18 protein-coding genes are annotated in these 22,608 nt (G+C 63.7%); 10 read left to right on the top strand and 8 right to left on the bottom strand.

Annotation, left to right across the window (positions count from 1 at the left end; all coding sequences use genetic code 11):
- Positions 1–242 precede the first annotated feature (242 nt).
- From icmH to tssJ, 3 genes are all read right to left on the bottom strand, one after another.
- The gene (icmH, locus tag PWP93_RS22575) at positions 243–1,037 is read right to left on the bottom strand and encodes a type IVB secretion system protein IcmH/DotU (protein WP_421025377.1); all 795 of its coding nucleotides are present in this window, start codon (positions 1,035–1,037) and stop codon (positions 243–245) included.
- Positions 1,034–2,380: a type VI secretion system baseplate subunit TssK gene (gene tssK / locus PWP93_RS22580; protein WP_421046016.1), complete on the bottom strand. Its 1,347-nt coding sequence runs from the start codon at positions 2,378–2,380 to the stop codon at positions 1,034–1,036. The genes icmH and tssK overlap by 4 nt, the downstream gene beginning before the upstream one ends.
- A gap of 169 nt (positions 2,381–2,549) precedes the next feature.
- Positions 2,550–3,176 (bottom strand): type VI secretion system lipoprotein TssJ, encoded by a 627-nt coding sequence (gene tssJ / locus PWP93_RS22585; RefSeq protein WP_421046017.1) that lies wholly within the window; start codon positions 3,174–3,176, stop codon positions 2,550–2,552.
- Between the two features lie 362 nt (positions 3,177–3,538).
- On the opposite strand from tssJ, the gene PWP93_RS22590 reads away from it, so the two are divergent.
- The 9 genes from PWP93_RS22590 to tssA all read left to right on the top strand — a co-directional run bounded on the left by PWP93_RS22590 (position 3,539) and on the right by tssA (position 14,421).
- Positions 3,539–4,198: a hypothetical protein gene (locus PWP93_RS22590; RefSeq protein WP_421046018.1), complete on the top strand. Its 660-nt coding sequence runs from the start codon at positions 3,539–3,541 to the stop codon at positions 4,196–4,198.
- A 97-nt stretch (positions 4,199–4,295) separates the two neighbouring features.
- On the top strand, positions 4,296–4,826 hold the full coding sequence (gene tssB, locus PWP93_RS22595; RefSeq protein ID WP_421046019.1) for a type VI secretion system contractile sheath small subunit: 531 nt from the start codon (positions 4,296–4,298) through the stop codon (positions 4,824–4,826).
- Positions 4,827–4,839: 13 nt separating this feature from the next.
- Complete coding sequence (tssC, locus tag PWP93_RS22600; protein ID WP_421025381.1) at positions 4,840–6,339, top strand: type VI secretion system contractile sheath large subunit; 1,500 nt, start codon at positions 4,840–4,842, stop codon at positions 6,337–6,339.
- A gap of 91 nt (positions 6,340–6,430) precedes the next feature.
- The gene (locus PWP93_RS22605; RefSeq protein WP_175196036.1) at positions 6,431–6,934 is read left to right on the top strand and encodes an Hcp family type VI secretion system effector; all 504 of its coding nucleotides are present in this window, start codon (positions 6,431–6,433) and stop codon (positions 6,932–6,934) included.
- Between the two features lie 107 nt (positions 6,935–7,041).
- Entirely contained in the window at positions 7,042–7,521 is a 480-nt protein-coding gene (gene tssE, locus PWP93_RS22610; RefSeq protein WP_421046020.1) for a type VI secretion system baseplate subunit TssE, read from the top strand.
- Positions 7,522–7,585: 64 nt separating this feature from the next.
- The gene (gene tssF / locus PWP93_RS22615; RefSeq protein ID WP_421046021.1) at positions 7,586–9,424 is read left to right on the top strand and encodes a type VI secretion system baseplate subunit TssF; all 1,839 of its coding nucleotides are present in this window, start codon (positions 7,586–7,588) and stop codon (positions 9,422–9,424) included.
- Positions 9,388–10,512 carry a type VI secretion system baseplate subunit TssG gene (gene tssG, locus PWP93_RS22620; protein WP_421046022.1) on the top strand — a complete coding sequence of 375 codons (1,125 nt, stop codon included), beginning with the start codon at positions 9,388–9,390 and terminating at the stop codon, positions 10,510–10,512. The genes tssF and tssG overlap by 37 nt, the downstream gene beginning before the upstream one ends.
- 37 nt (positions 10,513–10,549) lie before the next feature.
- A complete protein-coding gene (gene tssH / locus PWP93_RS22625; protein WP_421046023.1) occupies positions 10,550–13,249 on the top strand; it encodes a type VI secretion system ATPase TssH in 2,700 nt (899 codons plus the stop codon).
- Positions 13,250–13,251: 2 nt separating this feature from the next.
- Positions 13,252–14,421, top strand: a complete 1,170-nt coding sequence (tssA, locus tag PWP93_RS22630; RefSeq protein WP_421046024.1) for a type VI secretion system protein TssA — start codon at positions 13,252–13,254, stop codon at positions 14,419–14,421.
- An 81-nt stretch (positions 14,422–14,502) separates the two neighbouring features.
- Here tssA and PWP93_RS22635 read toward each other — a convergent pair whose 3' ends face one another.
- Genes PWP93_RS22635 through PWP93_RS22655 form a run of 5 tightly spaced genes read right to left on the bottom strand, consistent with a single transcriptional unit; the run spans position 14,503 to position 21,467 of the window.
- Positions 14,503–15,492: an OmpA family protein gene (locus tag PWP93_RS22635; RefSeq protein ID WP_421046166.1), complete on the bottom strand. Its 990-nt coding sequence runs from the start codon at positions 15,490–15,492 to the stop codon at positions 14,503–14,505.
- A gap of 1 nt (position 15,493) precedes the next feature.
- Positions 15,494–16,504, bottom strand: coding sequence for a type VI secretion system-associated protein TagF (gene tagF / locus PWP93_RS22640; RefSeq protein ID WP_421046025.1), 1,011 nt, complete (start codon positions 16,502–16,504; stop codon positions 15,494–15,496).
- Entirely contained in the window at positions 16,501–20,394 is a 3,894-nt protein-coding gene (gene tssM, locus PWP93_RS22645; protein ID WP_421046026.1) for a type VI secretion system membrane subunit TssM, read from the bottom strand. The genes tagF and tssM overlap by 4 nt, the downstream gene beginning before the upstream one ends.
- A 7-nt stretch (positions 20,395–20,401) precedes the next feature.
- Positions 20,402–20,593 carry a hypothetical protein gene (locus PWP93_RS22650; protein WP_421046027.1) on the bottom strand — a complete coding sequence of 64 codons (192 nt, stop codon included), beginning with the start codon at positions 20,591–20,593 and terminating at the stop codon, positions 20,402–20,404.
- A 7-nt stretch (positions 20,594–20,600) separates the two neighbouring features.
- Entirely contained in the window at positions 20,601–21,467 is an 867-nt protein-coding gene (locus tag PWP93_RS22655) for a M15 family metallopeptidase (protein WP_421046028.1), read from the bottom strand.
- Positions 21,468–21,604: 137 nt separating this feature from the next.
- Between PWP93_RS22655 and PWP93_RS22660 the strand changes: the two genes are divergently transcribed.
- The gene (locus tag PWP93_RS22660) at positions 21,605–22,579 is read left to right on the top strand and encodes a hypothetical protein (RefSeq protein ID WP_421046029.1); all 975 of its coding nucleotides are present in this window, start codon (positions 21,605–21,607) and stop codon (positions 22,577–22,579) included.
- Positions 22,580–22,608 lie beyond the last annotated feature (29 nt).

Raw genomic sequence — 22,608 nt, forward strand, 5'->3', positions numbered from 1 at the left:
CAGTGCAATGCGAGGTGCATGTACTGCGCGAGGCAACGTTCGCGACCGCTGTGCGAGTGTGTTGCGCAACGGTCAGATGAATTCTAGAAAGGCTCGATGCGTACAGGTGAAACCAGGTGAAACGATGGCGTCGCTTCTGTAACGGTTGGTAAAGGCGCTGGGATTCGCTTGCAGGTAGCACGCGAATCATCGTGATGTCACAGGCATCGTGCAGGAGCCGCTTTCACATCATCGAAGCATGATCAAGGCAGCGAAATCGTGAGATTGGCCGATTGCGGCCCGAGCTTGACGATGTTCGTATAAGGCGTGAGTGCGCGCACCGTGCTGTCACGCAGCCAGGTGTTGAGACCCGTCCACGCGAGTATGCCGACGAGCGCGAACACGGCGCCGATGGCCCAGAGCGGCACCTCGCGCTTGAGGCGGTGCGCGATGAGATCGGGCAGCGCCCAGTGCGGCGCGAACGCGGCGCGCTTGCCCTTCATGTGAGCGATCTCGTCGCCGATGCGCGCGGTGAGGTACGCGAGCTTCTCGGGCCCTTCGAGCATGTACTTGCCCTGGAAGCCCAGCAGCAGACACATGTGAAAGACCTCGAGCGATTGCAGCCGTGCCGCGCCCTGGGCGCGGCATTCCTCGAGGTACTGGAAGAACTTCTCGCCCGCGAGTTGCTCGCCGAATAGCGAAAGCTGCAGCGGCTTGCGCTCCCAGTCCGAGCGGATCTTGAACGGCGAGGAGAGCACCGACTCGTCCACGGCTGCGCAGAATGCGAACTTCGCTGCATACACATCTTCGGCTGCGATATTGAGCTTTTTCGCTCCGCGCTCGAAGTCGCCGAGAAACTGCTGCACGCGCGAGCCGAAGTCGCTCGCGCTGCCGGGCTCGCGGCCGTTCTTCAGCAGGAACAGCATGAAGAAGCCGTCGTACAGCAGGTCGAGCAGCGAGCGCGCCTGGTATGCAGGCTCGCTCGCGGGCATCGCAGGGGCAGGCGAGGCGGAAGACGGCGGGGTCGCGCCGCCGAACAGGGAAGGCGCGTTCGTCATGACGTCACCGCAATGAGTTCGAGTTTGAGATCGTTGATGCCCGACGGCGTGTAGACCGTGGCCGACTGTGCCTGGATCATGCGCTCATAGAGCGCGCCGCGCGACTCCAGCGCGAAGTAGCACGCGCCCGGGCGCACCGGAATGGCCGGCGGGACCTGCGGCGTATAGACGAGGCGCACGCCGGGCATGGCGGAGAGCACGAGCTTGTCGACGTCGTCGGGCGCGCCCACCTTGAAGCGCGCAGGCACGGCTTCGACGAGATCGACCGCGGGCATGTCGGCGGAAACGGCCAGATAGAACGTGGTTTTATCGTCGATCTTGCCCGAATCGAGACGGCCGACGTGGAACGACGCACGCACTTCGTCGAGCGTGATCGCAAAGTACTGCGTAGAGATTACCGTCTCCAGCAGGTCGCGCAAAATGGCGTCGAGACGTGCGAAGCCCGGGCCCGGATCGTCGTGACGATAGGCGGGCAGGTCGGCGAGCGTGTGGTTTTTCGAGAACGTGAGCAACTGGCCCGCGAGGCGCAGCAGTTCCTGGAAGAGCCGCTCAGGATGGAGGGCCGCGTGCTGGTACAGATGCGCGAGCGTCGCGAATGCGCCGCTTGCCGTATGCAACAGCCAGAACGATGCGATGTCGCCCGAGCGGAACTCGATGATGTTCTTGGTGGGCTCGCGATGAAAGCCGTAGAGCGCATTGACCTTGGCCTGCAAGGCGTCGATCAGGCGGCGCAGGCGCTGATGCAGAAGCGCCGACGCTTCGATCGCGAGGCTCGGCGGCACGAAGCTCTCGTCGGCCTCGAAGCCCGAGGACGCCGTGCGCCGCACGCGCACGACCGGCACCGTCAGCAACTGGTCGCGCGGCTCGGTGTGCGCGAGGAGCCTGACGTTGTTCTTGAGGAACGTGACGTCGGCCTGCGCGGCATCCGTATAGTGATCGGCCACGCTCGCCTGCTCGCTCACGTAGCGCGCCGCGAAGCCGGCGTCGCGGTCGCCCGAGTAATTCGAACCGTTCTCGCGCACCTGATGCAGCGCGAGATAGAACGTGAATTCGTTGAGCCCTTCGGGCAACGCGTCGAGCGCGACGGGCGGCGGCAGGCTGTCGGCCTGCGGCGCGGAGTACAGCGTGCCGTCGGGAAACACGAGCGAGAGTTCGTTCAGGCGCAGGATGTTGCTGCCGAGCGAATCGTGGTCGATGCGAATCGAGCGCACGCCCCAGTTATATGGCTGGATGGCCTGGATCGACTCGAAGAGCCGCGCTTCGTGATAGGCGTCTTGCCGCTGGAAGTGCTGCGGCCTCAGAAAGAGGCCTTCCCCCCATAGCACCTTCGAGGAATAGCTCATGTTGATTCAGCGTTATGCGTCGATCGAGTCTCGCCGCGCGCGTGCCGACGGACTGGATGGGTTAAGGTGGTTCGTTTCCATCGCGATCCCTATAGCGTTCCAAATGCCCGCTATTAGAGCCGCTTGTTCTTTGCTTCCGGCACGCTTTAATGCGACCGCGGGCGCCGATTTATCCACAAGTCACCGAAGAGAGCAGATTGAGCGTTTGCGTCGATTGCCCCGCGCCGGCCGGAATTACCGTGCCGCTCGTAACCGTCATGGCACAGTTGTGCAGGCCGACCATTATGCCGGATTTCTCCGATTTCGCCGGATCAAATGCGAACTTCCAACGTTCCATTGCGGGATCGCGAAATAGCGCGACGATCCCGAATGCCTGCGCTTCACGCGACACCTTTTCGGTCGCGCTATAGCGCTGCCCCGGGATCAGCGTGATTTCACGCACGCTCAGCAAGTCGGCGCCCAAAGTGCTTTTTTCCTTCGCGGGATCGGTAAATGTGTCAAAAGGTGCCTGCGCGAACGAGGTCGGGTCCTTCAGCGTGTAGAGGCGCACTACTAATGCGAGCGGCTTGTTGTCGTTCGCCGCATTTAGATTGCGCGCGGCATAAAGCGTGAGGCCCAGATCGCGCGGCGGCTTCTGGCTGTCCGGCACCTCAGGCTTGCCCACGCCGGCGAGTTGCAGGGCGGCCGAGGCCGCGCCGCCAATGGCGGGAATGGCCGCTGCACAACCGCCCAGCAATACGGCAGCGGCGCACAGCGCCGCCGCATTTGATGCGAATTGAATAATGCGCGAAGTCATTTTTATCGCGGGCGCTCGGCCCGTGCTCTCCTGCTGCGTTAATATGCCCGGCGCCGGTAATGCCTGGCGCATTGCGCGGCATTAACCCCGTGATGCCTCGATTATTTAATGTGCAGAAAAATTTTCCTGCGCATACCCCAGTGTCCAATGATGTGCCCGGTATTTTTTTCTCGCTTTGCACGCCGTTTATAGTCGGCGTCACAATTTCAGTGCGATTGTCAATTCCCTCGTTTTTAAAACACCGTTAAACTGCCTTGAAAATAACAAAATTGGCCTGTACTATACGGCGCGCTGGGGGATAAGTAAAACTCTGGCTTCTCTCCCTGAATTAAAATTAATCGACGAACGGCGGTGAAAGAACGATGAAAAAGCGGGTCTTTTCGAGGCTAACGGGGGTAGTGATCGCTTGCGGTGTAATGGCTGGTTGCGCTTCCCAGAGCAACTCTCTTTCGGCATCGCCCGAGGCCTTCAACAAGGCGCTTGCGGACGCGGACACGCTTTCGAAGGGGGGGAGCCAGGACCAGGCTATCGCAGCCTATCAAAAGCTCGCTGCGGCCGACCCCACGCGTGAAGAGCCGTGGTCGCGCATCGCGCAGATCCAGTTCCAGCAGCAGCATTACGGGCAGGCCATCGTCGCTGCGCAGGAAGCCCTGCAGCGCGACCAGACCGACCGCGCCGCGAAGAGCGTGCTCGCCGTGGCGGGTCTGCGCGTGGCCACGCAATCGCTGGGCGAGCTGCGCCAGGACGCCTCGCTGCAAGGCGATGCGAAGACCGACGCCCAGGCGCTCGCCAAGGAGCTGCGCGACACGCTTGGCGAAGACGCACTGTTCCCGCCCGACCAGAACGCGAAAGTCGTGAAGAAAAAGAGGTACGTCCGCCACGTTTCGAAAACCGCGCCCAAAACCGGTGTCATGGCCGAGGTTGCAGCATCGGCGGCGACCGCGCCTGCGACGCCTGCCGCGGCAGCGGCGCCCGCCAAGGCGGCCGGCAACGGCGCGGACCCGTTCAGCGCGCTGCGCTAAACCGCCGGCGGTGCGCGTGAACGTAGCGCGAACCGCCCATAACACCACTCGCTAACGCGAGCACAACGAAGCTCGTAACGAAAGCAGGGAGCCGTCGATGGCAAAGAAAGAAAGCATTCAGAAGCGCTTGGGGAAAGTGCGGCCGCCGCGCGTCCAGTTGACCTACGAGGTTGAGCGTGGCGACGCGATCGAAGTGAAGGAACTGCCGTTCGTCGTCGGTGTGATGGGCGATCTGGCCGGTCAATCGGAAATCGAGCAGCCGAAGCTGCGCGACCGCAAGTTCATCAATATCGACCGCGATAACTTCGACGACGTGATGAAGGGCATCGAGCCGCGCGCCGTGTATCAGGTGGAAAACCGCCTGAGCGGCGAGGGCGGCAAGTTCGCCGTCGACCTGCGCTTCAAATCGATGGCGGACTTCAATCCGGACGAGGTCGTCGCCCAGGTCGAGCCGCTGCGCCGCCTGCTCGAGGCGCGCTCGAAGCTCGCGGACCTGCGCAACAAGCTCGCCGGCAACGACAAGCTCGAAGACCTGCTGAGCGAAGTGCTCTCCAATACGCAGCAATTGCAGGCGCTGGCGGAGAACGCGGGCCAGCGTTCTGCAGAAGACGAGCCCAAGGGCAAATGAGGCAGGGTACGACATGAACCAGCAAAGCACCGCGGCACAGCAGTCGCAAGCGCAGTCGGCCGACGACGAAGCCTCGCCGTCGCTGCTCGACGAGATCGTCGAGAAAAGCAAGGTTGCGAAGTCCGACTCGGAGCACGCGCGCGCAAAGGATCTGATCGGCGAGCTCGTGCACCAGGTGCTCGACGGCACCGTGGTCGTGTCCGACAATCTTTCGGCCACCATCGACGCCCGCGTGGCCGAGCTCGACCGCCTCATCTCGGCGCAGCTGAGCGCCGTGATGCACGCGCCGGAATTCCAGCGCCTCGAAAGCACGTGGCGCGGCCTCGACTATCTGTGCAAGGAAAGCAACACCGGCCAGACCATCAAGATCAAGGCGCTGCACGCGCCCAAGCGCGATATCGTGCGCGACTTCAAGACCGCCGTGGAATTCGACCAGAGTGCGCTCTTCAAGAAGGTTTATGAAGAAGAGTTCGGCACCTTCGGCGGCGCGCCGTTCGGCACGCTGATCGGCGATTTCGAAATCACGCGCCAGCCCGAGGACATGTATTTCATCGAGCAGATGTCGCATGTCGCGTCGGCCGCGCACGCACCGTTCATCTGCTCGGCTTCGCCCGAGCTGATGGGCCTCGAATCGTTTGCCGACCTTGGCAAGCCGCGCGATCTCGGCAAGGTGTTCGACACCGTCGAGTACGCGAAGTGGAAGTCGTTCCGTGACGCCGAGGATTCGCGCTACGTGGGCCTCACACTGCCGCGCTTTCTGGGCCGCCTGCCGTTCAACCCGAAGGACGGCGCCACGGCCGAGGGCTTCAACTTCGTCGAAGAAGTCGATGGCACCGACCACAGCAAGTACCTCTGGTGCAATGCAGCCTGGGCCTTCGCGGCGCGCCTCACGGACGCGTTCGACGAATTCGGCTGGTGCGCGGCGATCCGCGGCGTGGAAGGCGGCGGTCTCGTGCAGGACCTGCCCACCCATACGTTCAAGACCGACGACGGCGAAATCGCGCTCAAGTGCCCGACCGAAATCGCGATCACGGACCGCCGCGAGAAGGAGCTGAGCGACCTCGGCTTCATCCCGCTCGTGCATTGCAAGAATTCCGACTACGCCGCGTTCTTTGCCGCGCAATCGGTGCAGAAGGCAAAAAAATACAGCACCGATAGTGCGAACGCGAATGCCGTGCTGTCCGCCCAGCTTCAGTACATCTTCTCGGTGTCGCGCGTGGCGCACTACCTGAAGGCGATGATGCGCGACAAGATCGGCAGCTTCGCCTCGGCACAAAATGTCGAGGTGTTCCTGAACCGCTGGATTTCGCAATACGTGCTGCTCGACGACAACGCGACGCAGGAGCAGAAGGCACAGTTCCCGTTGCGCGAAGCGTCGATCCAGGTCGCGGAAATTCCGGGGCGTCCGGGCTCGTACCGGTCGGTCGCGTTCCTGCGTCCGCATTTCCAGCTCGACGAGCTGTCGATTTCGCTGCGGCTCGTGGCAGATCTGCCGAAGCCGGCTAATTCGTAGAAGCGCGTAGAAGCGCGTAGAAGCACGTAAAACTGCGTAGAGCCGCGCGTAAAACTGCGGTACAAACCACCTCTATGGGGAGCGATGCGTTATGAAGGATATCTATCTAAAATTCGGAAATCCGGCGATCAAGGGCGAGTCGCAGGACAAGGACCATGCGAACTGGATCGAAATCGACACGTGGAATCACTCGATCCTGCAGCCGCGCTCGGCCACGGCTTCGACCGCAGGCGGCCACACGTCGGAGCGCTGCGAGCATGCCGACATGTGCTTCACGAAGGACATCGACGTGGTCAGCCCGCTGCTGTATCAGCACGCTTCGGGCGGCACGACGTTCGACGAAGTCACGATCGATTTCATGCGCTCGGACGGCGAAGGCAACCGCATCAAGTACCTCGAAATCAAGCTCAAGTACGTGATCATTTCGAGCATCACGCCGTCGGTTGCCGGCGAAGGGCTGCCGAGCGAAGCGTTCTCGCTCAAGTATGCCGCCGTGCAATGGAAGTACACGCAGCAGAAGATCGGCGGCAACCAGGGCGGGAATGCTCAGGGCGCGTGGAGCCTCACGAAGAACGACAAGACCTACGCGGTCTGATGTCCCGGACCAACGTCCGGATTTGATGTCCGAAAGCCCGAACGGCGTGCAGTGCGCGCCGTTCGGGCGTTGCCTTATATGACGCCGGAACGGCGTCACCCGGTTTGATGAAGCGCTTCGAACCCAGTTTCTTCGACAAGTTGTTCGACGACGAACCGCATGCGCCGGCGCCCGCTGCCATGCGGCAATTGTCGCTGGACGAGCTCAAGGCGACCGTCGCGCGCGATCTAGAGTCGATCCTGAACACGCGCATTGCATTTTCGGAGGAAGACCTCGGGCAATTTCCGGAATGCACCCGATCCTTGCTGACTTATGGGCTGAATGATTTTGCCGGGCTCAGTCTGGCGAGCCACTGCGATCGCACCTTTATTTGCGGCTCGATCCGTCGGGCCATCGAGCGGCACGAGCCGCGTTTGCAGAGTGTTAACGTGAGGCTCGAGACGCATTCGCGCTCGACCAGCTCGCTGAATTTCGTTATTCAGGCGATGCTGGTCGTTCACCCGGCCGAAGAGCCAGTCAATTTCGATGCATTGCTGCAGCCTTCCACGCTGCAGTATTCCGTAACGCGCGCACGCGCTAAGACATAAGGCAGCAATGGCCGGCGCTGCGTGATCACGCGGCAGGCAGTTTTTTGGGGAGCGGGGAGCCGCGATGGAAGAGTTGTTGCCGTATTACGAGCGCGAGCTGTCGTTCCTGCGACGCTATTCGAGCGAATTCGCCCAGCGCTACCCGAAGATCGCGGCCCGGCTCGCTATGACGGGCGAGCACTGCGAGGACCCGCACGTCGAACGCATGATCGAGTCGTTCGCGCTGCTGGGCGCACGCATCAACAAGCGTCTCGACGACGATTACCCCGAATTCACCGAGGCGCTGCTCGAAGTCCTTTATCCGCATTATCTGCGGCCTTTTCCATCGTGCTCGATCGCACAGTTCGGCACCGCCGCTTCATTCGTCAATCTCACTGCGCCCACGGTGGTCGAGCGCGGCACCGAGCTCAAATCGCGGCCCTTGCGCGGCGTGCAGTGCCGCTTTCGCACCGCATATGACGTCACGCTCGCGCCGGTGCGCATTGCCGAGGCGCGCTACATGCCCGTGGCGATGGCGCCTGCCTCCATCCTGCTGCCAGGCGACGCCAGCGGTGTCATTTCGATCACGTTCGAGTCGCTCACGCCGCAACTCGACCTCGCCAGTTTGAACCTGCCGCAATTGCGCACCTATCTGCATGGCGAGCAATCGTTCATTGCCGCGCTCGGCGACTGTCTGTTCGTGAATGCGCTGGGGGCATGGGTCGAGCCCGAGCGCAGCGGACGCTGGAGCGCGCTGCGCGAGATGCCGTTCACGCAGGCGGGCTTTGCCGAACACGACACGCTCATCGACTTTCCCGCGAGATCTCATCCGGCCTACCGCGTGCTCACCGAGTACTTCGCGTTTCCGGCCAAATTCGATTTCGTCGATTTCGATCTTGCCGCCATGAGCGCCGCCACGGGCCGCTGCCAGCGTCTCACGCTGCACATCGTGCTCAAGGACGTGCGTGGCGACTCGCACGAGGCGCGTCTGCTCGAAACGCTCGCGGCCCATCATCTGCGGCTCTTCTGCACGCCGGTCGTGAATCTCTTCAAGCAGCCCGGCGAGCCGATTCGCCTGAGTCATCAGGCGATTGCATATCCGGTGATTGCCGAGGGGCGCCGCGCGTTCGCCTACGAGGTTTATTCGATCGATTCCGTGAAGCTCGTGCAGCAGCGCGCCAATGAGGAATCGGTCGTGGAATTCCGGCCATTCTATTCACTGCGCCACGGTGAGGCCGCGCGCGCGGGCCATTACTGGTTCGCGCGCCGCGACGAATGGATAGCGCAAAAGAGTCCAGGTTACGAAACCGAAATATCGATCGTCGACATCGACTTCGATCCGTCGGCGGAGCAGACTGACACGCTGAGCCTGGCGCTCACCTGCACCAACCGCGATCTGCCCGCGGGACTCGCGGTGGGGCTCGAAGGCGGGGACCTGTTTCAAGAGGGCGGCTCGCACACGAGCCCGATCACGCTGCTCGCGCGACCCACGCCATGCGTGCGCTTCGAACGCCGCCAGGCCGCGCACTGGCGTCTGATCTCGCATCTTTCGCTCAGTCACGTGTCGCTCGCGAGCGAGGGTGCCACCACGCTCAAGGAAATGCTCACGCTCTACGACATGCGCCGTTCGGCGGTTTCGTCGCGGAACATCGACGGCATCGTGAACGTAGAGCAGCGCGCGGCCGTGCAATGGCTACCCGGCAAGCCGTTCGCCACCTTCGTGCGCGGCGTGGAAATTCGCGTGACCGTGCAGGAGGAGCATTTCGTCGGCACGAGCCTCGGCACCTTCGCACGCGTGCTCGACGTATTTTTCGGGCTCTATGTGCATATCAACAGCTTTATTCAACTGGTGGTGATTTCGGAACTCACCGGCGAGGAGATCCTGCGATGCAAGCCCCGCAGCGGCGAATCGATCCTGGTGTAATCGAGCGTCTGCTCGACGAGCCCCACCGCTTCGAGTTTTTCCAGGCAGTGCGCCTGCTCGAACGCTGGTTTGCCGACAAGGCGCAAGACCGCCAGCGCGACGTGCTCGCGCAGCGCGTGACGTTTCGCAATACGCTCTCACTCGGTTTTCCGCCCAGCGAGATCGAGCAGGCCATGTCGTACGACGAAGCGGGGCGTCCTCTCGCGGAAAAAGCCGTGCGCACGGCAGCGCTCGAGGAAGGCAAGCTGGAGCAGGTCGCCATCACGCCTGCGTTTTTTGGCCTGCTGGGCGCGCACGGTGCGCTGCCGCTCCATTACACGGAGCAGATCGTTGCGCGCGAGCAGATCAAGCGCGACCGCGCCGCGCGCGAGTTCTTCGACGTATTTTCCAATCGCGCGACGGCACTCTTTTACGCAGCGTGGAAAAAGTACCGTCTGCCGTTTCATTACGAACTCGACCGCGACGAGCGCTATTTGCCGTTGCTGCTCGCGCTCGCGGGCGTGGCCAACGGAGACTCGCGCGACCGTCTGCGCGACCGTCTGCGCGACGGCCACGACGGCCACGACGGCCACGATGGCCCAGGCGCGCTATTCGACGAGGCCATTGCCGGGCACGCGATTGCCGCGCGCCATCGGCCTGTGTCGGCGGCGTATCTGCAGAACACGCTCTCCGATTATTTCAATGCGCCGGTTCGCGTCGAGCAGTTCGTCGGCAAATGGTACGACGTGCCGCCCGAGCAGCTTTCCTCACTCGGCACAAGCAATGTCGTGCTCGGTGCGACCGCGCTCGCTGGCGAGCGCGTCTGGCAGCGCGACATGCGCGCGCGTCTCGTGATCGGGCCGCTGACAAAAAAGGATTACGAAGCATTCTTGCCTGGCGGCGAGCGTGCCGTGGCGCTTGAACGCATGCTCATGCTGCTCGGGCGCATGACCCTCGAGTACGAAGTGCAGTTGGTGCTGCGCCGCTCCGACGTGGGCGCGAGCCAGCTAGGCGCGGGCTCGCGGCTGGGCTGGGACGCGTTCCTCTGCACCCACGAAGCCGATCGCGACCGCAGCGATGCACACTACGAATTGCATGTCACCCAATGACGATTGACCGGAATCACGCCTCCTCCGACTTCACGACATGAGCACGCCCCTTAAAACCCTGATTACCAAGCTCAACACGACTAGCCGCCTGGCGGCCGAACGAGCGGCCAGTTCATGCCTGTCTCGCGGGCATTACGAAGTCGATCTCGAGCATCTGTTTTTGACGCTGCTCGAAGAGCCGGCGTCCGATCTCGTGTGTGCGTTGCGAGCGTCGCGCATCGATCCGCATGCGGTGCGCGCCGATCTCGAGCGCGAATTGCAGCGCTTCAAGACGGGCAATGCGCGCACGCCGGTGTTCTCGCCGCATCTGGTTGCGTTGTTCGAGCAGGCGTGGTTGATTGCTTCGCTCGATACGCAAATCGGCCGCATCCGCTCGGGCCATTTGCTGCTCGCGCTGTTGAGCGCGCCGGATCTCGCGCAATTCGCGCAACGCATGTCCACGCGTCTTGCCGGCGTGCCGGTGGCCGAACTCAAGCATCGCTTCGACGAGTTGACCGAAGGGTCGGTGGAAGGCGTGCCGCGCGATGCCGAACGCAACATGGCGCAAGACGCCGCCGCATCGGGCGATGCCCCGGCGCAGGCGAGTGCCGGCCCCTCGAAGACGCCGGCGCTCGACACCTATACGACCGATCTCACGCAGCGTGCGCGAGACGGCCATGTGGATCCGGTGATCGGCCGCGAAGGCGAGATCCGCCAGACCATCGACATCCTGATGCGCCGCCGCCAGAACAATCCGATTCTCACGGGCGAGCCGGGCGTCGGCAAGACCGCGGTGGTCGAAGGGCTCGCGCTGCGCATCGCCGAGGGTGACGTGCCGGAGCCATTGCGCAAGGTTGCGCTGCGCGTGCTCGACATGGGCCTGCTGCAGGCTGGCGCGAGCGTGAAGGGCGAGTTCGAAAACCGCCTGAAAAGCGTGATCGACGAGGTGAAAAAGAGCTCGCAGCCCATCGTGCTGTTCATCGACGAAGCGCACACGATCATCGGCGCGGGCGGCCAGGCGGGCCAGAACGATGCGGCCAACCTGCTGAAGCCCGCGCTCGCGCGCGGCGAATTGCGCACGATCGCGGCCACGACCTGGAGCGAGTACAAGAAGTACTTCGAAAAGGATGCGGCGCTTGCGCGGCGCTTCCAGGTGGTGAAGATCGAAGAGCCCGGCGAGGCGCTCGCGGCGGCGATGCTGCGCGGCATGACGAGTCTCATGGAGCGCCACTTCAACGTGCGCATTCTCGACGAGGCCATTACCGAAGCCGTGCGCCTTTCGCATCGCTACATCGGCGCCCGCCAATTGCCCGACAAGGCCGTGAGCGTGCTCGACACCGCGTGCGCGAAGGTCGCGCTCGCGCATAGCTCGACGCCCGGCGCGATCGACGACGGCAAGCGCCGCATCGAACGCATCGAGGCCGAGATCGCGGCGCTCGAACGCGAAGCGGCCAACGGTGCCGATCACGACGAACGCCTCGGCGAATTGCGCGCGCAGCGCGACGAGGCCGCGGCTGCCGTTGCCGAGGATGAGGCGCGCTACGCGAAGGAGCGCGAACTGGTCGCGCGGATCTCGGCGCTGCGGGGCCGCATCGACGCGACACGGGAAGCGGGCGCTCAAGACAATGCAAACGACAGCGCCGCGGACCTCGGCCGCGACGCCGATGCCGCACGCGCGGATCTGCCCGCGCTCGTCGAGCAGTTGCATGCGCTGCAAGGCGACGGACCGATGGTGCCGCTCCAGGTGGACGCGCACGTGGTGGCCGAAGTGGTGGCGTCGTGGACCGGCATTCCGCTGGGCCGCATGGTGAAGGACGAAATCAAGACCGTGCTCAACCTGAGCCCGCTGCTCGGCGAGCGCGTGATCGGCCAGGACCACGCGCTCGAGGCGATCGCACAGCGCGTGCGCACGGCGAACGCGAACCTCGAAGACCCCAACAAGCCGCGCGGCGTGTTCATGTTCGTGGGTCCCTCCGGTGTGGGCAAGACCGAAACCGCGCTCGCGCTCGCCGATATCCTCTATGGCGGCGAACGCAAGCTCGTGACCATCAACATGAGCGAGTACCAGGAGGTCCATAGCGTCTCGGGCCTGAAGGGCTCGCCGCCGGGCTATGTGGGTTACGGCGAAGGCGGCGTGCTCACCGAGGCCGTGCGCCGCAATCCGTATTCGGTCGTGCTGCTCGACGAGGTCGAGAAGGCGCACCCCGACGTGCTGGAAATGTTCTTCCAGATCTTCGACAAAGGCACGATGGACGACGCTGAAGGGCGCGCCATAGATTTCCGCAATACGCTCATCATCCTGACTTCGAACGTGGGCTCGGCTGCCGTGATGCAGGCGTGCCTGAACAAGCCAGCCGAGGAATTGCCGGACGCCGATGCGCTCGCAGAATTGTTGCGTCAGCAACTTTACAAGACGTTCAAGCCCGCGTTCCTCGGGCGCATGAAAGTCGTTCCGTACTATCCAATCTCCGACGACGTGCTCGCCGAGATCATCGAACTCAAGCTCGAACGCATTCGCCGGCGCATCGACGTCAATCACGGCGCCGCCTTCGAGTGGGACGACTCGCTCGTGGAAGCGGTGCTGGCCCGCTGCACCGAAGTGGACTCGGGAGCGCGCAATGTCGACCACATCCTGAACGGCACGCTGCTGCCCGAGCTGGCGCAGCACGTGCTCGAACGCATTGCGCAAGGCACCGCACTCGCGAGCGTGGCAGTGCGCGCGAATGAGGCCGGCGAATTCGAATACACCGTGAATTGACCATGTCGACCGACTACACCACGCAACTCGCACCAATCTTCGCGCCTATCAACGAAAGCTCGCCGTGCGGCGAGGACCTGCTCTTTTCCGCGGATTTCGACGCGATTGCGCATGCGCGCCGTTTCGACGATCCCTCGCTTGATCAGGGCGAATGGGTCACGGAGATCAAGGAGGCGGACTGGGGCTTCGTCGCGGAACGCTGCACGGCGCTGCTCGCCGCGCAAACCAAGGATCTGCGCGTGGCCGTGTGGCTCACCGAGGCCCTGGCGATCCAGGACGGCATGCCCGGTCTCACCCAGGGCTATGCGGTGCTCACCGGGCTCGTCGAGCGTTTCTGGGATCATCTGCATCCACTGCCCGAAGGCGACGACATCGAGTCGCGCCTCGGCAACGTCGCGTGGCTAGCGGGGCGTTCGGCCGAACTGCTGCGCGCCGTGGCGCTCACGCAGTCGGGCACGCCGTTCAGCGCGCTCGACTGGGAGGTCGCGCAGCATGTCGCGCAGGCCATCAAGCGCGATCCCGACAACGCGGCTGACATTGCGCGCGGCAAACCGTCGGTCGAGCAGATCGACGCCTCGCGGCGCGCTACCGCGCCTGCGTTCTATGAGGCGCTGCTCTCGCAATTCAGGGCGTTCCAGACGGCGCTTGCGGCGCTCGACTACGAGCTGGAGAGCCGTGCGGGCGACGCCGCGCCGAGCTTCCGGCAGACGCGCGATGCATTCGAGAGCGTTTACGGTCTGGTGACGCGTTTTGCGCGCGACGTCGGTGTCGATCCCGACGCGGCGGCGAAGCAGGCGGAATCACCGCATCCCGCAGATGCCCAGCAGCATGCCTCACAAGCAGTCCAAAACGATGCGCGCGCCACGCCGGAGCGCACAGAACCGAGCTTCAAGACAGCCTTGCCTCACGAGGAACCCGTGCAGCAGACCGCCCATCGTATTCATGGCCACACGCATGGCGGCATTCAGAGCCGTGCCGATGCTGTCGCGCAACTGCGCGCGGTGGCCGATTATTTCCGCGCCACGGAGCCGCACAGCCCGGTGGCCTATCTCGCCGACAAGGCCGCCGAATGGGCCGGCATGCCACTGCATCAGTGGTTGGCGACGGTGGTGAAGGACGACGGCACGCTCTCGCATATCCGCGAGATGCTGGGCGTGAAGAACGAAGAGTGATGCGGCGTCTACCGGGGGAAACGCACACCCGGTCGACCGCATTGAGCAGGCGCGGGCGAAGCCTCGAAGGCTTCAAAGGACTCAAAGCCCCGCGCGGAACTCGATACGGCGATTGCGCGCGCGCCCTTCGGACGTGTCGTTCGAAGCCACTGGCTGGTCAGGGCCGACGCCATCCGTCGTGAGCTGTTGCGGCGAGATGCCCTTGCCGACGAGGTAGCCCTTTACCGTATCCGCGCGCGCCTGGCTCAGCGCGATATTCGACGCGCGGTTACCCGAGTTGTCGGTGTGGCCGATGATCTCGACAGTGCGCGTGTTCATCTTCGCGAGCACGGCCGCCATCTGGTCGAGAATCGCCCGGCCCTGGGGCGCGAGCGTGGCGCTGCCGGTTTCGAATTCGATCGTGCGGTTCGCCAGCGTCTGGTCGAGCAGCCCTTGCTCGGACGCGCTCACGCGCAGGCCGTTGCGAATGGTGTAAGTGGGATTGAGCGCATTGGCCATGTCGCTCGCGATCTGTTGGCGTTGCGCTTCGTTGCCCACTTCGCCGCGCACTTCGATCTGCGTGCCGTCGATCTTCAGTTGTCCTTTGTGCACCTGCTTGAGCTGAGCGTTGATCAGCTTCTGCACGTTCGCCGACCAGTTGGGCGGCGTGGCCACGTCGCCCACTTCGATCTGGTCGACCACATTCGCCGCGCCATAGGTGTCGCGCAGGCGTTGCAGCACGGCGGAATGAGTCGCTTCATCGGGCACCTTGCCGCCCACCACGACCTGGCCCGGCACCGTATTCGCGGGCGCCGGGCTCGCGGCGCCGCGCGCGCCGGAAGCGGAGGGCGGATTTACCGGATTGCCAGGATTGCCAGCACCACCCGCGAGGCCAGTTGCACTGGCGACATCGCCCGAGGATGCCGTGGCGAGCAGCGCCGTGGTGCGGATCTGTGCGCCGCTGGTGTCCACGGGCGTAACGCGCGCGGGGCTGGCCTCATCGGCAACCGCGGGCGCGCTGAATGCGCCGAGCGCGCCGAAGGTTCCAAGCGCCAGCGCGACGGCTGCGGCAAGCGCGCCGCGCTTATGCATCTCAAGCACGGCGGCCATCGGCCGTCTCCCCGATGAACGCCTCGCGGAACGTGTCGATCGAGACGCGCAGCGACAGTTGCGGCTGGTCGAGGTAGCTGACGAGTTTGCTGATGCCATGGTCGTTCTGTGCATGTTCGTCGACCCACTCGGGATCGTCGATATCGATGTTATGGGCGGCGTAGGTTTGCGGATCGACCACGCTGTGCAGGGTTTTCGGGGACGCGCCGTTAAAGCCGACGATAAGCCGTTCGCGCTGCGCGATGGTGCCCATGAAAATGGCCAGTTCGAAATCGGCCCTGGAGACGAACGGCGCGATCAGCTCGAGCCAGAACGCCGCCACGAGGCTGCGATAGAACGGATCGATGGGCAAGGGCAGCGTGAGGCCGCGTTCGAGATGCGCGGTGCCGCTCGTCATCACGGGGCGCAGCAGCGAGCCGAGCGCGAGCATCGCGCCGCGCAGGCGCACCGGATGACCGCTCGCGAGCAGCATTTGCTCGAGTCCCGAGAGCGTCTGATGGTCGACGAAATCGGCGAAGGTGCCGTCGTGCGGATTGCCTGCGCCACCCACGTCCACCGGCACGTGCATTTCGCCGAGCGCCTGCAGCGCGCCGGACGGCTCGCTCGTGCCCAGCAGCGGCTGCATCTGCGCGGAGACGCGCGACCACAGGCGCGCGAGCGCGAGCGGGCTGCGCGCGAGAAACGCGAGCGGCTGCTCGACTTCGAGCGCCGTGGCCGCGAGAAACGGAAAGCGCCGCGACGACTGGTCGTGGCTCGCCACCATATGCCCCGCGATCGCGAGCTTGCTCTGCGAGCCGAGGAAGGCGAAGTGCATCGGCTGCGCTTCTTCGTAGACGATCTTCCAGCGCGGATCGTCGGTGAGCATGTCCATGGCTTCGGCAATCCAGCGGTCGAGCGTTTGCAGAAGCTGCGGATTGTGCGGGCTCTTTACGAAGTCGCCGCGCGACGGGATCTTGCCGAAGTAGGCGATCTGCGCCTGAACGGTTTGCGTCATTGCGCCTCTCCCGCGTTATTGTAGGCGCCCGTGGCGTTGGCCGTCGTGAGCGCGCCGCCGGACGCGTTGTTGTTCTGCGCGTTGCCGGAGCCGGGCACGCCAGGCGCACCCTGCGCATTGGGGTTGCCGCCCGCCGGGCCTACGTTCGCGATCGAGGACGGCAGCTGCACGCCGCTCAGTCCCTGCTGTTGGGGCGCATTGCCGGACGAGGCCGTGGGCTGCGAGGTGCTGATGATGCGCATGCTCACCGAAACCGTCACGCTGCCCTGCGTCCACGTGAGGTCGAAGGTGCCGTCCGGCTTGCGGCTGCGCTGCGCCGAATTGATCAGCTTCTCGAGGCCGTAGCGGCCCGGCTCGTTCACGAGCTGGATCGTGCGGCCGTCGAAGGTGGTCGCGGAAAGCGTCGCGCCCGGCGTGCCCTGCGGGTTCGGCCACACGAAGTTGGCCCATTGCGGCGGCGTGTTGCGGTAGCGCAGTTGCTGGCCGTCGATCGCAATCGTGTATTCGGTCGTGCCGCTCGAAGGCTGCGGCAGGATCTGGAACACGGTCTGCGGCTCGCTCGAGCCCGCGCTCGTGCTTGCCGCGCCGCCCGCGAGCGGCGCGACCCAGCGCGCGAAGCCGTTGGTGAAGTCGGGCATGAGCGTGAGACCCATGTCGCCCCATGTGCGCGCGGTGAGCGTGTCGCCGCGGCGCACCGCGAGCGGCCCGAGCGTGGTGCTCACGAACTTCGAGATCGCGCCGTCCGGGCCGAAGGTCTGGGCGATTTCGCTGGAGCCCGCCTCGATCTTCGCCGTGCTGGAGAACGGATACTTGCTCGCGAGCGACGCCTGGAAGGGCTGATACACCTGCGCGTTCCACACCTTGTTCACTTCGGCGCTGGCCGGCTGGATCACCACGGCATACGCCTGCATGAGCGGGCGCACGAGCAGCGGGCGCAGCGCCTTGCGCTGGTCGTCGGTGAGGCCGGTGAGCATCTGTTCGTCGACGAACTTCAGCGAATCGGCGAGTTCCGAGCCGCTGCCGTCGAGCGTCTGCTGCATCAGCTGGCGCGCGCCCGGCCCCGGATCGCCCTGGTTCTTGATGGTGTTAAAGCGTGTGCGCACCTTCGAGAGCGAGTCCATATAGCCCTTGAGCATCGAGCCGTTGTCGTGCGTGACGACAATGCGCCCAAGTCCCGCGAACGCCTGGCCGACCGGCCCCATCGGCATCTGGACTGGATTGCCGTTGATGTCGATGTTGGCCTGGATCGTGCCGCTCGTGGCGCGCGAGAACAGATTCTTGAACCAGCCCGTGACGCCGCTTTGCGCTTGCTTCAGCGTGGTGTTGACGAGCGAGGGGTTGTCCCACGAGGTCTGGTCGTACGCGGTTTCGAGGATCTTGCGGATCGGCGAATCCTGCGGGTCGCCGAGGCGGTTCATTGCGTCCACGGCCTGGCCGAAGCTGCCGAAATCCTGCACGGCAATGCCTTGCATGAACTTCTGCCAGTGCTGCGCGTACTCGGTCTTGTACATGCCGACCAAGGTTTTCTGGATCTGCTCGGGGCTGCCTTCGAGCGTGAGGTCGTCGCTGGCCGAGGTGTTGAGCACCCAGTCCTTCGCCTGCAGTTCCTTCGTGGCGGCTTCGCGAATCGCGGGCTGCACATACTGGAACCACGCTTCGCGCGTGAAGGTGCCGGGGATCGCGTAGCTGCCCGCCACGAGCGACGAGTTGCCGTCGCCGACGATGCGCGCCACCGTCATGGGCGCGAACCGCGTGGAGGCGCGCGCCTTGATTTCTTCATAGACGCGCTGGCGCGCCGGCATGCCGCGCACCACGTGGCGCAAGTCTTCGCGCGTCTGGTCGACGATCGCGAGATTCGCGTTGATCATCGGCCAGTCGTCGTCGGACACACGCGAGAGATAGAACGTGATCATGCGCTCTGCGCTCTTGATCATTTCATCGCGGGGCATGTTGCCGCGATTCTGCTCCAGCCATCCGCGCCAGAAGCGCGCGATCTGGTCGGTGAGGTGAGCGGCTTCCACGTGACGCTTGTCGGAGAGCATCAGATAGGTCTTGAGCGCGTTGTACGCGTCTTCGACGCTGGTGGGCGACGCGTCGCTATAGAGGCCGCCCTGGTTTGGGTTCGCCATGGCTGCACGCGCGGAAACCGGCGCCACGCCCGAATCGGGCGCGCGCGTCATGGGCGCGAGCTGGTCGGGATGCGCGTCGACTTCCTTGAGGAAGCCTTCGACATTCTGCGAGACCGGCGCGAGCAGGATCTGGCGAACGCCGTTGTAGTACTCCTGCAGCAAATGCTGCTCGACCCGGTCGCCCTGATACAGACCCAGCGACACCGCGAGCGGCTTGCTGCGGCGGAACTGCTCGAGCTGCTCGATGCGGTCTTCGAGGATGTCCATCGCCTGCAGGCGCGATTGCAGGTCGTTGCGGTTGCGCTGCAGCTTTTCGACATTGTCGAGATCGGCCTGCACGTTGGCCACCAGTTGCTGGTTGTTGATCGCCGACCACGTCCAGCCGCCGAGCGCCAGCGCGAGCGCGGCCACCACACCGAAGAAAGTGGCGTAGCGCAGACGCGTCCTGGCGGGACTCATGAATTGGCGGACCGTTTGCTTGTCGGCGAAAATCACCTTGGAAAACAGGTCTTTCAGGAAGAAGCCGTTCTTCGAGAACGCGGCTTGCGGCTTCGGCAGGCTATCGGTCGAGAGCGTGAAGCGGTTGGCGATGCGCTGCGCGGCGGCGCTATTGGTCTCGCCTTCCTGCAATGCGCTCGAGAAGTAGAAGCCCCGGAAAATTGGCTTGTACTGGAAGGGATTGTTCTCGAACAGCGTGGCGAGAAACGCGCGCAGCGCGGGTTTGATGGTGGAAAACTCGAGCGGGAAGCTCAATTGACCCGGTGTGAGCGCGTTGCCGCGGCTGATCGACATCTGCGCGATGCTGATTTCCTTGAGGCCGTCATAGAGCTCCTCGAAGCGCTCGTCGAACAGCGTGACGACGTCGCGCTGTTCGTCGGGCTCGTAGGGCAGGGTGGCGCCCCAGACGCGGTCATATTCGTTGCGGTCGCTGCCGCTGAAGAATTCGGTGAAGCCCGTGATGAGGTCGACCTTCGTGAACATCACATAGACAGGCGCGAACACTTCGAGCTTTTCGGTGAGCTCCTGTACGCGCTGGCGCAGGTTCTTTGCGAGATTGATCGCGAACTCGGGGCGGTTGCCCGTGAGCTCGGCAATGCTGGCCGTCACGATGATGCCGTTGATGGGCGCCTTCGGGCGATAGCGCTTGAGCAGACCGAGAAAGCCGAGCCATTCGCCGCGGTCTTCCTCGTGCACCGAGTAGCGACCTGCCGTATCGAGCAGAATGCCTTCGGTCGTAAAGAACCAGTCGCAATTACGCGTGCCGCCGATGCCGTGCACGATGGCGTCTTTCTTGTCGGCGAACGGAAATTGCAGGCCCGAATTGAGCACGGCGCTGCTCTTGCCCGCCGCCGGATTGCCGATCACGATGTACCACGGCAGTTCGTAGAGCGCCGAGCCGCCCGAAAGCTGGCCGATCTTCGACGTCTTGATGGTCTTGACCGTGTCGACGAGGCGCGTGCGCAGCACGTCGAGCTCGGCCTCTTTGCCGCTCGCGGCGGCGGTGGCGGCGCTGCTGGGGCTCTCGGCCTGGGCCTGCTGCTCGAGCATGTTGCCGAGATTGTCATTGGCGCGGCGCACGCGGACGCGGCGCACGATCCACACGAGCAGCCACAGGACGAGCACCGCGCCGAGCACGACCCCGACCCACGCGTATGAGATTTGCCCCGACTCGGCGAAAAAAGACAGGATCGCGGCCAGCGCAATGAAGCCGAGAATGGAAATCGTGCGCTTGTCGGTCAGCCCGTTGAGGAAGCGTTGCATAAGCCGGTCAGGTCCTGGTGCTTTGAATGCTGTTCTGATGATCCGCGGCGGCGGGCCGCATGAGCTTACCGGCGTTCGGTTGCGAAACCGTGTCGCGCGTGTTGGCGGATTGAGCGAATTCGGTGAAATGGGTCGTGAAACGAGCCGCGAAGCAGGCCATGAAGCGGGCAATAATAAGGCGTGCCAATGGCATTTTCATTGGCGCGCTATTGGACTTTTTGAAGAGCCGCGGCCTTGCGACCGAGCACGAAACCGGGCTTGTGATATTCGACGTGCCCGAGATCCATCATTTTCCACCGGCCACCCCACGTTAGCCCGACTTCCTCGGCAACCTGCCCATATAACTGATAGCCGCGCATGGCCCAAGGATCTTTTTCTGAAATGACGAGTTTTCCGTCACGTAAAAATGCATTATCCGCCGCGAGACCATATTGGTGATAGCTCTGAAACGCCGCGGCATTGGTCACGTTGCTTCCCATTTTCGCCAGCCGGTCCTGCCGGTCGGGGCTCCGATAACCTTCCAGCAAGGCCATTTGATAACCGTATTGCTCGTGCATGATTTTATAAGCGAGCAATAGACGCGTACGGAAGTCGGGATCGAGCAGATTCCAGTCGCGGCTCGCATCCACCAATGCGGGGCGAACCTGTTCGACCTCCCGTGAGGCGAACGCTTCGGGCGGTAATGGCGGCGGCGGGACGAGCTGCTCGCCATTGAGCAACGCCGCGATTTTCTCATCGGGCGCACGAAGCGTGTCATCGTATTGGAATAACTGGTGGCCGCGAAGCGCAATAGCAATCAGCGGCGGCGTCGCAAGAATACCCGTCGTCGACAAAATCAGCAAGCGCCGTTTAATCAGCAAATTTTGCATGCCGGCTACAGTTGATTGGGAATATTTTGCCGACTTTGAAATGCCTTTACGCGCATGCGTGGCGCTTGCTGAAGCGCGTCGTGCAATATGGCTATGCAGATTGAATATTGTCTCAGTAAACGCGGCCCGCACGTCCGGAAAAAGCAGTATTGCTGCCAGGGGAACGGTAACGACGAAATAGACAACGAGTGCAATGGCGACCAAAAGCAACCCCGTGAACTAGAGGTAATTGTTTTTTGTAATGCTTGATTTTAGAATCAGGCCTGCCCGAAGTCGGGCCGACACGTATTATCACGGCGAAACAGGCCCGATTCAATGTGCACGATTCGAATGAGACTCTAATGAGTGTGCCGGACAACTCCCGCCCTAAAGCTTCATCCAGCGCTCCCCCCAGCCTGCTAGCCGACAGCGCCGCCAAAGCGTCCAGTGCGCCTGCCAACGGCGCACCCAATGGCTCGCGCATTCTGGCGAACCTCGAAGGGCGCGTCGTGCCGCCTGCTGCGCCGGCAAGCAAGACGTCGCGTTCCTCGAAGACCAGCGCGCTCGTCGCGCTGCTCATGGTCGGCGCCGGCGCATTCGGCGCATGGCATCTAATGACGCGCGCGCCATCCACGGCTGCGAGTGTGGCCGCGCCGGCAAGCGCCACGCTTGCCGTTGCGGACGCAACTGCATCGCGGACAGTCGTTGCGAGCGCACAGGCGGGCGCGCCCGATGCGGGCTCGGCGTCGCAAGCGGCAAAGATCGTCGCCGACGACGATGCGGCCAATGCCAGGTCGGCTGCCGACAGCTCGGCATCCGCTGCGCCGGCTAGCGATGCGGATAGGCTTTCGCGCGCACTGGCAAATGGGGCGGGCAACGGGAGCGGCGCCACGGTTGCGGCCGCAACGTCTAAAGCGGCGCAGGCGCAGGTGCCCCGGGCGCAGGTGCAGTCACACGCGCAGTCACACGCGCAGTCACACGCGCAGTCACACGAGAAGGGCGCAAAGCAGCAGACGCCCTCCGCCCGTCGTGCAGAAAGCAAGAGCACGGTTGCGCAATCGAAGAAGCCGGGCAATGCCGTGAAGAAGGACGATTCCGATGTCGATCTGCTGGCCGTGCTCGTTGCGCGCACCAAGCCGGCCGATACGAAGTCGGCCGCGCGCGCGCAGAAGGCTGGAGCCAAGGCCGACAGCACCGCATCGCTTGCGCAGCAAGTGAAGGCATGCGGCGAGCGCGGCTTCTTCGAAGACCAGTTGTGCCGCTGGCGCGTGTGCGATGGTCACTGGGGTCTGGATCCCGCATGCCCTTCGGCGGCGCGGGCAAGTAACGAGCATTGAGATTGCAGGGGCGCGCGCCCCACCCAGGG

Origin of the sequence: Paraburkholderia sp. A1RI-2L (assembly GCF_048957375.1) — a bacterium.
Taxonomy (GTDB): domain Bacteria; phylum Pseudomonadota; class Gammaproteobacteria; order Burkholderiales; family Burkholderiaceae; genus Paraburkholderia.